This is a genomic window from Noviluteimonas lactosilytica, from assembly GCF_020866925.1.
Lineage (GTDB): Bacteria > Pseudomonadota > Gammaproteobacteria > Xanthomonadales > Xanthomonadaceae > Noviluteimonas > Noviluteimonas lactosilytica.
Map to the genome: position 1 here is coordinate 1,235,364 of NZ_JAJGAK010000001.1, position 13,562 is coordinate 1,248,925.

The following is a 13,562-nucleotide window of genomic DNA, read 5'->3' on the forward strand; positions in this document are numbered from 1 at the left end:
GCGGAACAGGCGATGGAGAAGACGAAACGAAAGCCCACAGCAAAGCGCAAGGCTGCCCCCCCGGGGAACGTCAAGCCAAAGCCCAAGGCGTCGCCGAAAACCCGCGAACGAGGGAAATCCCAGGTGCGTCCGGCGGTGGACACTGTGCGCGCATCCCGCGACGGCCACGAGTTCCACGAAGCTTGGGTTGCGCGTAAGTGTTTGGGCTTGCTGTTGCCTCGGGATGAGCTGGTCGGCATTGCAGTAGAAGGTTTTGCCAACGAAGACCAGCGCGGTGTCTCGAACGAAGGCAACGAGATCGCCGACGCGGTGCTGTACTTCGGACGAAGTGCCAACCTCCAGCACGCCAAGCGCGTGGTCGCGGTCCAGGTGAAGTACTCCAAGGCGGCCGAGCACAAGCCGTTTCGGGCGGCCGACGCCAAGAAGACGATCGGCAAGTTCGCGCGCACGTATCGCGCCTGCAAAGCTTCGCTTGGCACGAAGAAGGCGTGGGAGAAGCTGCGTTTCGAGCTGGTCACCAACCGGCCGATCGAGCCCGCGCTAGTCGACGCGATACAAGGGCTGGCGGCGCAAAGCCCACTCAAGGGCCAAGCGAAAGAGCAGGCGAAACAGGTGGCGGACGCCTGCAAGCTGACCGGCACGGACCTCGCTGAGTTCGCCGCGAGGCTAGAAATGATCGGCCTGACGGGCGATCTGCGCGATAACAAGCAACAGCTCGCGCTCACCTTGGTGGACTGGTCGGATGCGCGGGACCACATGGCCCGTCGCCGGCTCGCGGATATTCGCGACATGGCGCGCGACAAGGCCGGTCTAGTCAAGCAGCACCGCAACGTCATCGTGCGCACGGATGTGCTGGCTGCCCTGCACCTGACCAGCGATCGCGACCTACTTCCGGCGCCGGCGAGCTTTCCGTCGATCGGGAAGGTCGTCGATCGCGTGCAGTTGGAGGACACCGTCAACCGCATCCCGCGGCTCACACGACCGCTGGTCGTGCATGCCGAGGGCGGCTTCGGAAAGACTGTCTTCATGAACTCGTTGGCCGCCCGCCTGGGTGACCAGCACGAGACGATCCTGTTCGACTGCTTCGGCATGGGCCAATACCGTGCGTCTGACGACAGCAGGCACCTGCCGAACCGCGGCCTAGTGCACATCGCGAATGAGCTTGCCTGTCGGGGCCTGTGCGACCCCTTGCTTCCCTCGACCAGCCATAGCGAGGACATCCTCCGCGCCTTCCGCACGCGCTTGGAACAGGTCGTCGCGACATTGCGCCGGGGCTCGGCGGACCGGCAGCTGATCCTACTGCTCGATGCGATCGACAACGCCAGCGAGATCGCCCGCGATCGCAACCAGGATTCGTTCCCGCGCCTGTTGCTGCAAAGCCTGGAGCATGGCACTCCCATTGCCGGCCTGCAGGTCGTCGTCAGCGCTCGAACTCACCGGCGATTGGACGCGACCGGCGAGATCTCCGCCGACGAGCTCGAGCTGCAGCCCTTCGTTGAGCAGGAAACCCGGGCGTTCCTTCGCACCCGCGTAACCAAGTTGACCGAGGTCATGGTCCAAGTGGGGCAGGCCCGGTCTAAAGGCAATGCGCGCGTGCTGGAACACCTGGCGGCGGAACCGGACCTGCTGGCGCCGAGCGAAATCGACAAGCCCATCGACTTGGACGATCTCATTCAGCACCGCATCGATCAGGCCTTGGTCGAGGCGCGCAAGTTGGGCAATGCCGAGCAAAACATCCGCGCCTTCCTCGCGGGCCTCGCAACCTTGCCTCCCCCGGTTCCGCTCAAGGAGTTCGCCCAGGTCAACGGCATGCCAGAAGGCGCGGTCGTCAGCTTTGCTGCGGACCTGTCACCGCTGTTCGAGCAGACTAAGCACGGCCTGATGTTCCGAGACGAGCCCACGGAAACGCTCATCCGGCAGAAGTACGCCGGCGACGCGGCGCCGCTGCGCGAGCTGGCGAACAACCTGTTCGCCATGCAGGCCGAATCGGTCTACGCGGCCACCACGCTCCCTGATCTGCTGCTCCAACTCGAAGATGGCGAGAAGCTCTTCCACCTCGCCTTCGACGAGCGGCTGCCTTCAAGCATCACTGGCACCGTGGGCCAGCAGGCAATTCGGCATGCGCGGTTGCGCGCCGCGGTGGCGCACGCCGTTCGCGTCAACGACCTCGACCGCCTGGTGCCCCTGCTCGTCGAGTTGTCGACCTTGGCGGCGATGGACGAGCGGGGAACGACGTACCTGCTGGACTACCCCGATCTAGTGGTCGCGTCGGCCGATCCTGATTCGCTTCGGCGCATGTTCGATGCGCGAACCAAATGGCCCGGTTCCCGCCACGCCCGCCTTGCGATCGCGCACGCGCTGATGGGCGAGACCGCCGAGGCGATCTGGCACGCGCAGTGGGTCTACGAGTGGCGTGAGCACTATCTCAATCAGAGGAACGAAGACCACGACCGCGCGCACCCGACGATGCTGGACATGGCGTCGCTCCCGTTCTGCAGCTTGCTCCAGGGCGACGGCACGGCCGCGGCCCGCGACCTATCGGGCTGGGTCAGCGCCGAGTACGGGTACGACGTCGCCGCGGCGATGTTCGGACTGGCGCGACGGCCCGAAGCGGCGCGCATCCTCCCGCCTGAGGTGATCCGAGCTTGCGTCGACGCACTGGCGTCCATCGGGCCTATCGCCGCAGCGATCCGTTACGCGGCCGGGAATCCGGAGCAGCAGCGCGTCCAGCTCAAGTCGCTCGCGGCGAAGTGCACGGCGGACGGTCCGGTGAAGCTTCGCGACCACTACCGATCCGAGGAACGCGCTCTTGTGCAGGGCCTGGTGGAAGCCGCGGCAATGGCGGTGCGCATGGCGATGCCCGTTCAGGCGACATCGATCCTTGCGGCACTGCCGCTGGCTCCGCCCCGCCTCCATGTATTCATGGATGCGTCGTATTGGACGGGTGAGATCGCTACATACATCGCCCGGCAGGTCATCGCCTGCTGTGCGGCCGGCACACCGGTAGGGCCGCGCAACTTGCTGCCGCGCGAGCTGGACGAACTCGCGGCGACGTTGCCCTCCAATCTGTCGGACGAGGCGTTCCGCAAGGCCCTCAATGACGCGCTGGACGCGGACTACCAAGCGAAGGCCAATTCCGCTCGGGACGCCAAGGAAGACTCGAGTCATCACTACAGCCACAAGTCATCGGCCCAGGAGTTCATCTCCCGGCGACTGTCGCAGTGGCTGGACCTCGCGCGCGACTTCGCGAAGGCGCTGGTCGGCTCGGATGTCGCCAACCCAACCTTGTCGCCGCTGACGGCACGATGGATCACGCTCCGCAACACTTCGGATTACCACTCGGGAGGACACTCGGCGCAACGGCAACACAACGCGGTCGGCGAGCGCTTGCTCGCGACTGCTCTTGCTGCGAATGACGGATGTCCTCCCGACGAAGTGAGCGCGTACATCGACGCAGCTAGCGAGCCAGACACCACGCCCCTGCCCAACCTGATCGGCCTCGTCGCCTTGCTAGCATCGCGGCCAGCCTTCCATGCAATGGCCGGCGCGCTTGCGATCAAGGCGAACACGGCCATCGAGAGAGAACACGACGTCCCCGATCGCGCGAAGCACTTCGCGCGACTCGGTCGGGCGATCGCAATGGCCAGCCCCGCAGAGGCAGTTGCGTACTTCCGCAAGGGGCTCGAACAGTTGGACGCGATCGGTTCGGGCGATTACCGCTACGTCGAGGGGCTGATGCATCTCGCCGGCGCCCTGACGGGCGAGGGCCTCGGTCAGCGTGAGAGCCACACTCTGTCCAACATTTGCGAGCTCAACCTTGGCGAGGAGCGCAAGTTCGGCTGGGGTCCTTACGGCGCTGCGATGAGCAGGGCCGCCGGTTTGACTGGCTTGGGAAAGCTGGCGCGGTGGCAGGACCGCAATCGGATCTCGTTGGACTACACGCTGTTGCCGTACGTGCGTGCGTTGGTGCAGGACGACAAGCTCGATGCACCGCTCGCGATGACGCTGCTGCGACTGTCCAACCCGGCGGAGCTGTACGAGTGCGGGACGTCGCAGCTCGTCGCCACATTCGAAAGCAAGCCGTCGGCGCGTGACCCCGGCGTGGCGACCGAGCTCGTCACGCAGTACCTCCAGAACAATCCCGGTTCATTGGGCTCGGACACACCTCGCACGCTCGCACGCTTTGCCGGGGCGGTGCTGGGCGAGAACGCGTGGGAGCGCCAATACCTGGAAGCGGCGGCAGACCAGATCGCAGTGAAGCGCGATGACTACAACACGCGCACGAACTGGCGGGCGCCCGGCGCCGATGCCTCGCCGCGAACCTGGGAGGCCGAACAGGCCGCGGCGAAGTCGCACATCCTGCAGCTCGCCGCTGGCATCGATCCGCTCGATGAGGTCGCAGTGGCGCGCGTTCTCGATGTGGCCCGCACATATCACCGGAACATGCGCTACTCCGGCGATGTCCTCGATTCGCTGCGTTCGAGGGTCGCCTTCCAGGCTTGGCCGGACTATCTCGCGCTCGTCGCGCGGCTCGAGGTGTTGAACCTCTACGAAAAGGAACAGGAGCTACGCGCCTGCAAAGCGCAATGGGCAGCCGCCTCGCTCGCCGTGGCTGACGCGCTCAAAGCGTGCGCGGCGGTTATCGCACGCGTGAACGCGCGCGAGTACATCTCATACGAGTATCTGTCGGTCTCACATGTCCGCGCCCTAGAGGAGATTTGCGGTCTGGAGCGTCGCGACGTGCTAATGCTCCTGATCCACGAATTCACCCGCCCCAAGATGGCGGTGCCGGCCTCGGTGTGGCTCAACTTCGCTGCGGAGTTCAACGCGCGAACCAGCGTGGGCGTGGGTGAGCAATCCCTCATGCGCCTTCTGCGGAGCGGCCCGGCGCGGCTGGCGTCGAACACCGAGGACGGCGCGTGGCAGCAGTCGCTGAGCTTCACCGGAGATGCGGTCGAGGCGACTGCGGGCATGATCTGGTACCAGCTCGGGTCGCCGGTCACCCGGCAGCGGTGGTTGGCCGCCCACAGCCTGCGCACAGCGGTCCGACTGGGCCGCCCCGACGTGCTGGATGCTGTCGTGACGAAGTATCGGCGCCAAGAAGCGGTGCCCTTCCAAGCGCCGGAACTGCCGTTCTACTACCAGCACGCCCAGCTGTGGCTGCTGATCGCAATGGCCCGCATCGCGCTGGATGCGCCGAAGCACATCGCTCGACACGCCGACTTCCTCGAAGCGATCACCTTCGACTCCGCGGACCGCCACGTGCTTCGTCGACATTTCGCGGCGCAGGCCTTGCTGGCGTGCGCGGATGCAGGTCAGGTGAGCTTGTCCAAAGCGCGCCTCCAGAAGCTGAAGAGCGTAAACCGTTCGGGCTTCGCTAGCAGGAAGGAGAAAAACTATTACGGGACCGACTTCTCCCCTATGCGCCCCAAAGGCATGGCCGAGCCGCAGCCCGAACTGCACTTGGATTACGACTTCAGCAAGGACGACGTCGGACGGCTAGCGCGCCTGTTCCGGCGCCCGCATTGGGAAACGGTCGATGCCCTCGTCGCCAAGGTGCGCGAACATGATGCGGACATCGTGTACATGAGCGATCGGAAAGGACGATCGCGGCCAGGGCGTGATCATTATTCGCGCGGCATCGATTCGGAGTACCAGAGTTACGGCGAGCATCTGGCCTGGCATGCCTTGTTTTCGCTGGCCGGGGATCTGCTCGCCAAGTACCCAGTGGTCTGGCCTAGTTACGAGGCGGACGATCCTTGGGCCGATTGGCTGTCGCGTGGGATCGTGACGCACCCGGGCGGCTTCTGGCTGGCGGACGGCACGGACCCCCAGCCGCTGGACACGTGGCTCTCATTGACGGTCGCAGGTGAATCCTCAATGGATCTCACGGCGGACCCGACTGCACTACGGACGTTGCTCGGAATCCGCGATACGGTCGGAGATTGGCTCACAATCGATGGCAGTTGGCACTCCAACGAAGGCGTCGAGATCCGGGTGATGTCGGCGCTGGCGTCGCGGAACGAAAGCCTCGCGTTGGCCAAGGACGTGGCCGCGATGGGTCCATTCCAAGCCTACCTGCCACAACTGCAGACGTATGAGGACGACGGTACGGCCTCGAAGCGCGATGCGCCCTACGTGCCGTGGATTGTGCGCAACGAGGCCTATTCGCGCCTGGACGAGACGGATGCTTTGGGCGCCGCGGGCGCGGTGCAGCGCCCGCGATTGAGCCACGACGCGACCACGTTCGGCAATCTGCGACCCGTCGATGCCTTCGGCCGCACCTGGGCGGATGCCGCCGGTGAGACCGTGTTACGGGCCGACGCATGGGTCGAGTCGGACCGTGAGGGGAAGAGCGAAGGCTCGCGCTTGTGGTGTCGCACCGACTTCGTGGGTGCGTATCTAGAAGCCCGCGGCGCGGACTTGCTTTGGCTGGTGCTTCTGCGTCGCTACAAGGAAGGCTCCGGAGGCGGGCCCAGCCGCTTCTGGCACACCACCGCGGTCATCCGACTGAAATCGTCGCTCGAGGTGACCTACTACGCGGGCCGGGCCAACGAACTCGACGAGTCGAAGTTCTAGCCTTCATGCAATCAATTTCAGTTTGGCGGAAGTAGGCGGAAGGATTCACTACCCCCAAACTAAGTGAATGGCGAGTTAAGGGGAAGCGTCCGGCGAGTGCCCGACGCCGGATGCGACCGACCGCATCCGGCGGCACGGCGATCAATGCTTGTGTTCCAGTTCGCCGGTGATGACGAAGTCCTGGACGATTTCCTGGAACACGGTGTGGTTCGCGTCGACCAGGGAGATTTTGACTTTGTGGGGACCAACCTTCAGGTTGGCGATGTCGATCGACGTTGTTGCGAACGGCTTTTGAGTACGGACAGGTCTGGTGCGCGGCGTCGACGATTGCCCGTGCTGCGACGTGATCGAAACCGGGGATGCGTACGTCCAGCCGCCCCTGAAGGAAGAAGGACTCGCCCGCCAGGACAAGGTCGACCTCGGCATCGATCGAGACGTCCGGCGGAAGTGCGACCTTCGCCCTGCGCGCGGCAAAAGCCATCGCCGATTCGAAGCACGCCGACCAACCGGCGGCGAACAGTTGCTCCAGATTGGTGCCGGCCGCGCTCGGCAGCACGCTATGGCAGGCGGTGGGACAGCTCAGCTCGTGGGCGCGCGAGCATGTGGACGAGATCCTCGTGTCGAGGAAACAGTTCGACGAAAACGTCTCGAAATGGTTACCGCGTGACCATGGAAAGGCGCGGCTGAACCAATGGATGGGTGCGCCGCGTGTGGCCCCCGGTTCGCGGGGGCCACACGGTTCGAATCAGACGACGTTGATCTCTACATCGATGTTGCCGCGCGACGCCTTCGAGTACGGACAGGTCTTGTGCGCCTTCGCGACCAGGGCCTCGGCGACTTCGCGTTCGATGCCCGGCAGGCTGACGTTCAAACGCGCCGCAAGAAACGCGGACTCACCGGTCAGTCCGAGATCGACTTCGGCATCCACTGCTGCGTCGGTCGGCAACGCGACCTTCGCTGCTTGGGCCGCCTTGGCGACGGCGGAGAGGAAACAGGCCGACCAGCCTGCAGCGAACAGCTGCTCGGGATTTGTGCCGGGGCCGTTGCTGCCAGGCGGGGACAGGTCGACGACCAGTCGATCGTCGCTGCTGCGGGATTTGCCGTGGCGACCACCAGTCGTATGCGTCTTGCCGGTGTAAACCACTTTCTCGATAACGTTGATCATGAAATCACTACTTCTTGCTGTGGGGGGGTTCGCCATTGCGTGCGACCCGTCCGGCGATGGCGGACACCGGACGGCGAGTTGCGCAGTCATCGGAACGATGCGCGGATCTCTTCGATCGCCTGTGCCGGCGCCTGCAGATGCGGGTAGTGGCCGACGCCAGGCAGCACGCGCAGTTCCACGTTGGTCTTGCGTGCGAGTTCTGCACCCATGTCCGTCTTGATGTAGACGTCCTTCTCGCCCCAGACGATCTTGACTGGCGTGCGGAGGCGCGCGACGTTCGACTCGAAGTGGTCCTGGTCGCGCGTGAAGTGCGCGTAGTAGTTGGCGAAGGCATCCACGGGGGTCGTCGTCCCGGCGTCGCTCCATGCGCGCGCGATGTCCTCCTTGAACTCGCGCGGGATCTCGTAACGCGCGTCGTCCGGCAATCCTCGGAAGAAGGTGTTCGCGAGGATCTCGTCGCGATTCTTATTCATGAAAGCGCGCACCTGGTCGGCCTTGGGCTGCGCCTTCAATGCTTGCAGGCTCTCGTACATGTACGCCGGCCGGTCGAACGGCGCGAAGTCGCCCACGATGATCGTTTTAGCGATGTCGGGCTCATCCAGTGCGAGGAGTAGCGCCGGCAGCGCGCCGATGTCCGTGGCGTAGATCGTGAGCGTCGATCGATCGAGCCCAGCCTTGGCGATGTATTGCCCGAGGACGCGCGCATAGTCCTTGGGCGCGTAAGCGAAGCGGTCTGTGCTCGGCCGCGACGACAGGCCGTATCCGGGCCAGTCGAACGCATGGACGTCGTAGTCCTTGCCCAGTTCGACAGCGATGTCCTTGTAGGCGTACACCGATTCCGGAAACCCGTGCAGGAGCAGCACGGTTCCCTTTGGGTGCGCATTGCGCACGACCATCCTACGGAGCGTGATGTCCTTGTCGATGTCGACGAAGTCGATCTTCGCTTCCGGCGGCTTGTCGGCGCGCTCGGCGGCGGACGCCGACGTGACCAGCACGCCGCCGATGAGCGCAGGCGCGAAGAATTTGAAGAGCAAGTGGTTCATGGTAGTCAACCTCGATGCTTGAATGAATAAGGGGGCGTGTGCGTAAACCTCCAGCCGCGCATGGCGACGTGCTTGTACTCGACGAAGTCTTCCAACGCCGCCAGGCCGTTGAGGCGTCCGAGCCCCGATTGCTTGAAGCCGCCTTCCTCGAGCGCGTCGTGCACAAGCGCCCAGTCGTTGATCCAGACGGTACCCACATCCAGTGCCCGCGCGACGCGCATCGAGCGCGCCGAATCGCGCGTCCACACGCTGGCGGCAAGGCCGTATTCGCTGTCGTTGGCGAGTGCGGTGCCCTGCTGCTCGGTGTCGAACACCTGCAGGGTCAGCACCGGGCCGAAGGTTTCCTTCTGCACAATGTCCATCGACGCATCGTCGATTTCCAGCAGGGTCGGCCGGTAGAACGCACCGAACGCAAGCGGTCCGTCTTCCACCGGGCCGCCCCGCACCAGCGCCTTCGCACCGGCGGCGATCGCGGTCTGCACGGCCGAATCGACGCGCTGCACGTTGGCCTTGTCGATCAGCGGGCCCATGTCGCTGGCCGGGTCGTTCCCGGGCCCGACGTTCACGGCGGCGATCCGCTCCGCGAGACGATTTCGCAACGCCTCCGCGACGCCGCGCTGCACGAGCACGCGCGAGCCAGTCATGCAGAACTGTCCGGAGAACACGGTCAACGCCTTGGCCAACGTGGGAACGGCCAAATCCAGGTCGGCGTCGTCGAACACCAGGGGGTTATGTCACGGAACTTGAGTCGAGCGTCGATGGCCTTCTGTTCGGCCTTCAGGCGCAGCAGCTCGCGCCGCTTGCGCTCAGTTCGACGGAACGATCGTGCCCGACGGCGTGGATCGCATGGAATCGCTGCGCATGAGATGCGCGCACGCTCGATCACCTGAAGGAACAGTATCGCCATTGCAAGGCGCTTCTGGTCGTCGGCGATGGGGCGGCGCTGCTCGATGCGACGGGCATTCCGCGCGAATTGCCGGACGGCGCACCCGATGAGGGCATCGTCTTCGGCGAGGATCCGCGGCGCGCGATCCGCGCCTACATGGACGTCGCCGGTCGGCGACACTGGCAACGGGAAAGCGACCCGCCTCGGGTTTGACTCGACGAGGACTGTTGGCGAACGGCTAGTAGGAGAACCACCGGCAAAGCGGGGCCAGACCAAGAAGCCGGGTTCGACCCGCGAATGTCCGCTTTCGGTGGCGGTTTCAACCGGTCAACGCAACAGCCTGTCGATATCGCTCGATCGGTGTTTCGAAGTTCAAGGTCTTACGTGGCCGTTCGTTGAGCTGCCTGGCGACTTCATCGAGCTTGGCTTGGGAGAAGTTCGACAGGTCGATGCCTTTCGGGAAGTACTGCCGCAGCAGGCCGTTGGTGTTCTCATTCGACCCGCGTTGCCAAGGGCTTTGCGGATCGCAGAAGTAGACTTGGATGTCGGTCGCCAGCGTGAAGCGGCGATGGTCGGCCAACTCCTTGCCGCGATCCCATGTCAGTGATTTGTAGAGCTCGTCAGGGAGCAGGCGTGCAGTGCGGATCAACGCATCCACCACCGTCTGCGTGTCCTTGCGATCGACTTTGACGAGCATGACGTAGCGCGTGCTGCGCTCGACCAATGTGGCGATCTGGCTGTTGCCACTGCCGCACAACAGGTCGCCTTCCCAATGCCCGGGAACGGCCCGGTCATCGGCGTCGGCCGGGCGCTCGCGGATCGACACGGTGTCGCTGATCCGGCCGTGGTCGCTGTTCTTCTGCGTGTGGTGGCGCGAACGACGCATCGCCCGCGTGCATCGCAGGTGCTCCAGCAATTCTTTCTTCAGCGCGCCCCGCGACTGGATGAAGAGCGTGCGATAGATCGTTTCGTGGGACACCTGGCTGGTCGCATCGTCCGGAAAGGTACGCATCAACCAACCAGCGATCTGCTGCGGCGACCAGCGCTGTTGCAGCTTGTCCGCCACCCGTTCCGCCAGCGTTGGATGCAACGCCAGCTTACAAGTCTTCGGCCGATGTGCCCGGTCCCAGGCCGCCTGGTCGGCATGGCTTGCGCGATAGCGTTCGGCGCCGCCGTTGCGTCGGATCTCCCGGCTGATCGTCGACGGTGATCGACCAAGCTTCGCCGCAATCGAACGAATGGATTGCCCGACCACCAGCGCCCGCGAGACGTCTTCGCGTTCGGCCAGGCTCAATGCTCGAACCGATCGACGTCGCGCCGGCGGTCGAATGCCGCCGGACTCTGCGAGGACCCCGCGCACCGAGGTGTGGTGCCGATCAAAGAGCCGGGCAATCTGGTGCAGCGACTCGCCCTTCGCCCAGCGATCCCACATCAGGGCCTTCTGCGCGTCGGTGTATCGGATCCGGGTCCTTTGCTTCAATCGCAACACTCCTGCTGCCTTTGCAGCCAGCCTTGTGTTGCGTCGATCGTATGAAACCGCCGCCAAAAGCGGACATTAGACCGGCCTACTGGCGTCCCCTTTATTGTGGTCCAGCATATTCATACGCGAGACTTAATCATTCCCGCGCAGCCCTGGGTCCACTTGGGGTCGCTGGAGTCGAGACCCGAAATGATCCGCACACGTTGCCTGTCCGCCGAGGTGGCGCGGCCGCGCGCGATCACGTCGACTAGTTCCGCAGTCCAGTCCCCCGCGAATACCTGCATGTGTTGCGAGAGCCAGTCGCTCGATCGTGCATCGGCAGGTACGGCATACGCCTGCGCGACGCGGTCGGCGCGAAGCCTGCGCCATTGCTGCAGCAGCACGTCTGGTTGAGGGTGACTGTGCACCAGGCTCTGCAACACCAGGTGCTGCACCGCCACTTGAGCCTGGACAACCGCAAGCTCGTCGCGCCAGGTTTCCATGTCCCGCTCCGGGCGATGGTCAATTCGGCTCGCTCGTCGCCGTCGCGAGGGAGGCCTTCTGGATCTCGTCGACAACGAGATCCCACGGCGGCCCGTCGGCTCCGCGCAGATCCTCCCAAGCTTCGGCAAGCACGGGCTCCAATTCTTCCCACGTCGCGTGCGCGCATTCCTCCTTGGCTGTGCGGATGATTGCCGTCAGCAAGTGTGGTTCGGCCGCGTTTGGCATTGTGTTGTAGTACGACATGACACCACCGTTCGAATGCAATTTGGTCGTCGCCTTTCAATGCAGGAACCACGTTTCGCGAACGAAGTCGCGCACGTGTTCCCAGGGCAGACGCTCCCGGAGGGGTGAGCGCGCGGTCCACGCCTGGCGGGCTCGCGGCTCCACCTCGTTCCAACGCAAGCCCCGGCAAAGCTTCTGCAGGAACTTGGCGAAGGACGCGACCTCGGCGGCATCGGAGAGGAGCTTCCTGGTATCCATGGCATCCACCTAACATAGCGGCCGGCCCACCCACGTGAGCCGGCCGGAGAAACGCTCACTGACTGGAGGTTTGGTCCTCCAGCACGCGGCCACCCAGGTGGTTCACCTGGATGCGGCGGGGGGTCGTTTCGGGTCGTTTCGGGATGGACACTTCCAGCACGCCGTTGCGGCCCTGCGCCGAAATGCCCTGGGCATCGGCGCTGCCAGGCAAGGCGAATCGCCGATGGAAGACCCCGTAGCTGCGCTCGATGCGCGAGAAGCGATTGGTGCGCGATGCAGTCTCGCTTTTGCGCTCGCCCTTGATGGTGAGGATGCCGTCGTCCATCGAGACTTCGATGTCGGCAGGCTCAATGCCCGGCAAGTCGGCGAGCAGGAGGAACCGCTCGGGCTCCTCGAGGACGTCCACGCGCGGCGTCCATTGGCTGGTGACGATGGAACTGTCGTCGGTAGCGTCCTGTTCGAACCTGCCGCCTTCGAACATGCGGTCGACGACGCGGCGAAGTTCATTGTGCAAGTTGAGGCCCGTGGGCCAATCAGTCTGACGAACCATGTTCATGGCAAGTCTCCGGATTTTCCTGTGTTGATCCTGGTGGCGACGGGGGTTCCGTCGCGCGGGAAAATACCAATTCCGCTGCGAGTTTCAAGCCATCGGCGATGAGCGCTCTAAGGAAAAATTCAGGCAGATTTTTGCGGCGCACAATGCGGCGATGAGCCTTGGGAATCTGCTGAACACGCCGCTTGCCGAGCGTAAAACTCCGTCCGGCAAAAATTTCGCCCAGGATCTACTGCGGCTCGTACGAGGGCTCTACTTGACCGACGTAGTTGGCGACGCCAGTGCCGCGCGAAGGCAATTTCGCGGTCGCGCCGATCCTCGAAGCGGTTCGATTAGCCGCAGTTTGCAGGCGCGACGATGCTTCTCGTAGAGCGCGATGTGCTCGGCAATACCGAGGTGGACAGTTCCCACGCCCGGGCGAAGGGCTCATGGAGGGGCGCCCAGCCGAAGCCAAACGGCACGGACGTCGGCTTCCACCGAATCCCACGTGATCGCATGCGGGCTTGTGCCCCACGCGCTGCGGGCCCGCTGTTCAATATCAGGCCAACGCGAATGTGGAAAAACTTCGAAAAGCACATGCGCGAAAGCAGCGATCTCGGTAGACCGCCGATAGCCGTCTGGCTGGATGCCCATTAAAGCGCCTCCAAGGAGCGCGAGCTGCACTGAGGATCAACGTCGGCGATCCAATCGCTACCACGGTGCCGTCGAAACAAATTATGAACTGCATCGAGCGGGCGTGATCGAACTTAATCTAGCACCTCCCCTAGCAGGGCTCGTGAGTTGGCGACTACTCACGAGAAGTAAAAATCGCTCTTCGAGATCAGAGCAAAATTGCGCGTGGCCATCTCCCTTGCGACGGTCATGACCTGGCAAAAGGAATCTGCTCTGACCTC

10 protein-coding genes are annotated in these 13,562 nt (G+C 64.1%); 1 reads left to right on the forward strand and 9 read right to left on the reverse strand.

Features of this window, described 5'->3' with window-relative positions; translation table 11 throughout:
* Window positions 1-12: 12 nt before the first annotated feature.
* Window positions 13-6,579, forward strand: coding sequence for an NACHT domain-containing protein (locus tag LK996_RS06000; protein WP_230526214.1), 6,567 nt, complete (start codon window positions 13-15; stop codon window positions 6,577-6,579).
* On the opposite strand, the gene LK996_RS16740 is transcribed toward LK996_RS06000, so the two are convergent.
* The 9 genes from LK996_RS16740 to LK996_RS06045 all read right to left on the reverse strand — a co-directional run bounded on the left by LK996_RS16740 (window position 6,503) and on the right by LK996_RS06045 (window position 12,672).
* The gene (locus tag LK996_RS16740; RefSeq protein ID WP_425493709.1) at window positions 6,503-7,135 is read right to left on the reverse strand and encodes an Ohr family peroxiredoxin; all 633 of its coding nucleotides are present in this window, start codon (window positions 7,133-7,135) and stop codon (window positions 6,503-6,505) included. The genes LK996_RS06000 and LK996_RS16740 overlap by 77 nt on opposite strands.
* A 189-nt stretch (window positions 7,136-7,324) precedes the next feature.
* On the reverse strand, window positions 7,325-7,780 hold the full coding sequence (locus LK996_RS06010; RefSeq protein WP_305068718.1) for an organic hydroperoxide resistance protein: 456 nt from the start codon (window positions 7,778-7,780) through the stop codon (window positions 7,325-7,327).
* Window positions 7,781-7,830: 50 nt separating this feature from the next.
* Window positions 7,831-8,787: an alpha/beta fold hydrolase gene (locus LK996_RS06015; RefSeq protein ID WP_230526216.1), complete on the reverse strand. Its 957-nt coding sequence runs from the start codon at window positions 8,785-8,787 to the stop codon at window positions 7,831-7,833.
* Between the two features lie 5 nt (window positions 8,788-8,792).
* Window positions 8,793-9,509 carry an aldehyde dehydrogenase family protein gene (locus LK996_RS06020; RefSeq protein ID WP_230526217.1) on the reverse strand — a complete coding sequence of 239 codons (717 nt, stop codon included), beginning with the start codon at window positions 9,507-9,509 and terminating at the stop codon, window positions 8,793-8,795.
* A gap of 483 nt (window positions 9,510-9,992) precedes the next feature.
* Window positions 9,993-11,153: an IS30 family transposase gene (locus tag LK996_RS06025; RefSeq protein WP_230526855.1), complete on the reverse strand. Its 1,161-nt coding sequence runs from the start codon at window positions 11,151-11,153 to the stop codon at window positions 9,993-9,995.
* A gap of 119 nt (window positions 11,154-11,272) precedes the next feature.
* Window positions 11,273-11,635: a hypothetical protein gene (locus LK996_RS06030; RefSeq protein WP_230526218.1), complete on the reverse strand. Its 363-nt coding sequence runs from the start codon at window positions 11,633-11,635 to the stop codon at window positions 11,273-11,275.
* Window positions 11,636-11,654: 19 nt separating this feature from the next.
* Window positions 11,655-11,879, reverse strand: a complete 225-nt coding sequence (locus LK996_RS06035; RefSeq protein ID WP_230526219.1) for a hypothetical protein — start codon at window positions 11,877-11,879, stop codon at window positions 11,655-11,657.
* Between the two features lie 36 nt (window positions 11,880-11,915).
* Window positions 11,916-12,116 (reverse strand): hypothetical protein, encoded by a 201-nt coding sequence (locus LK996_RS06040; RefSeq protein ID WP_230526220.1) that lies wholly within the window; start codon window positions 12,114-12,116, stop codon window positions 11,916-11,918.
* A gap of 55 nt (window positions 12,117-12,171) precedes the next feature.
* Complete coding sequence (locus LK996_RS06045; protein ID WP_230526221.1) at window positions 12,172-12,672, reverse strand: Hsp20/alpha crystallin family protein; 501 nt, start codon at window positions 12,670-12,672, stop codon at window positions 12,172-12,174.
* Window positions 12,673-13,562: the final 890 nt, after the last annotated feature.